The sequence below is a fragment of the Elstera litoralis genome (assembly GCF_000963705.1).
Classification (GTDB): Bacteria; Pseudomonadota; Alphaproteobacteria; order Elsterales; family Elsteraceae; genus Elstera; species Elstera litoralis.
Map to the genome: position 1 here is coordinate 1 of NZ_LAJY01000883.1, position 1,566 is coordinate 1,566.

The following is a 1,566-nucleotide window of genomic DNA, read 5'->3' on the forward strand; positions in this document are numbered from 1 at the left end:
AGTTCTAACAGTGTTTCTTGTGGAATGGAGCGTTGCTTATCATTGATATGATTGGGATTCCCGGCCCAGACCAACCCTATTCTGCGACCAGCTACCTTGGCGGCTGGCGCAGAACGGAGCCCAGCCGGGGCTACAAGATAAGGGCATTGGGCATATGGCGTTTCTGGCGATTCTCCATAGATCCAAGGGAGCGACGGGAGCGCCGCGCGCAGATCGAAGTCCGGTAAATTATCATCCCCCCGAATAACCTGCGCCTTCGGAAAATTGTGCCGAAGAAGCCGTAGGAGCGTATCTTGTGCCTCAATTATAAGGCTGGCCCCCTGATCCTCCAGTAAACGCGCATAGCGCACAAACTGCACGGTATCCCCCTGCCCTTGCTCCCAATAAAGCAATATTCGCTGTCCGAGCACAGCTTGCCCGAGCCACGGGGGCCGCCGAGCGATATCAGGGTGGGCTTCAAAAGTGGGGCTTAGCAAGCGCGCTTCATAGTCAGCCTTAGCGCCCGACCACTCTCCCAGCAGCAGACGAAGCTGACCTCGATTGAAAGCAAACTCGCCCTGCTCAGGCGCTAATTTTACGGCAATATCGAATGCCGCCAAAGCCTTGGAATATTCCCCCAACTCAACAAGAGCATTCCCTAAGCCATTATAGGGGGGGGGCCAATTTCCAGCGAGAGCGATTGCCTTCTCGTATTCGGCACAGGCTTCGTTAAAACGCAACTGATGGCAAAAAATATCGCCGCGCAAAGAATGGAACAGTTCCCGCCGTAATAATTCGTCCGGCACTTTCATTACAATACTCAAAGCACTCTTAGGATCATCCACCTTCAAACATTCTTGAACCTTCTCGATAATATCAAACATCAAAAACTCTTCCTGCCAGCACTCATAAAAAAAGGGCAGCACCCCCAATCTGGAGATGCCGCCCTTCAATAACGCATTCTTATATGAATAGATTCAAAATGGAGCCTTTATCAGGCTTATTCCAACTCGTCCTATCGGCCATTGCTTCGGAATTTGCTTGCATGAATTCAAAGTTTATGGAGAGGGATCGCAAGATAGTGTCATTCCTCTTCTCCATTGCCTGAACTTGCCGAAGAACAACAACACGTTCCTGTGCATCCTTCTTTTCAATTTCCGCATCAATCTCCTCCATTCTCTTATAGAGGCCTGACGGGAGCGTTTCCATCGGTTTACCGTTTTCATCAAGTACGGTCCTACCATTTTGGTCGCGCAAGGGCTCCGGCTTGCCAAGCTTAGCCTTAGCAAAATTGAAATCTTGCCGCATATCATAGCGAGCATGGCCAAGTGTCTCAGCATAGCCTGTCGAAAGGCCCGTAATAACATCAACCCCGTCAACGCCAGTCGCGATCAGAATCCCGACAGCCCCAGCGCGATCAGGAATAGAGCCATAGCTACTATAGTCCCCTATACCCGACGGATTCTGCCCCGCACGTACTTTTCTCGTCCGGTCTTGGAGCCCTTCCTCAAACAGAGTCACAGGCTTCAGGGATTTAACAGCTTTATTTAAATTATCACGAATTGCATTAAACTCTGCCTCAGCGGT

General features: G+C 50.5%; 2 protein-coding genes. Both read right to left on the reverse strand.

What is annotated here, in order from left to right; all coding sequences use genetic code 11:
* A partial coding sequence (locus VZ95_RS20500; RefSeq protein WP_045777508.1) for a tetratricopeptide repeat protein occupies positions 1-932 on the reverse strand: 932 nt, incomplete at its 3' end.
* A gap of 10 nt (positions 933-942) precedes the next feature.
* On the reverse strand, positions 943-1,566 hold a 624-nt coding region (locus tag VZ95_RS26315; protein WP_198148454.1), incomplete at its 5' end, for a hypothetical protein.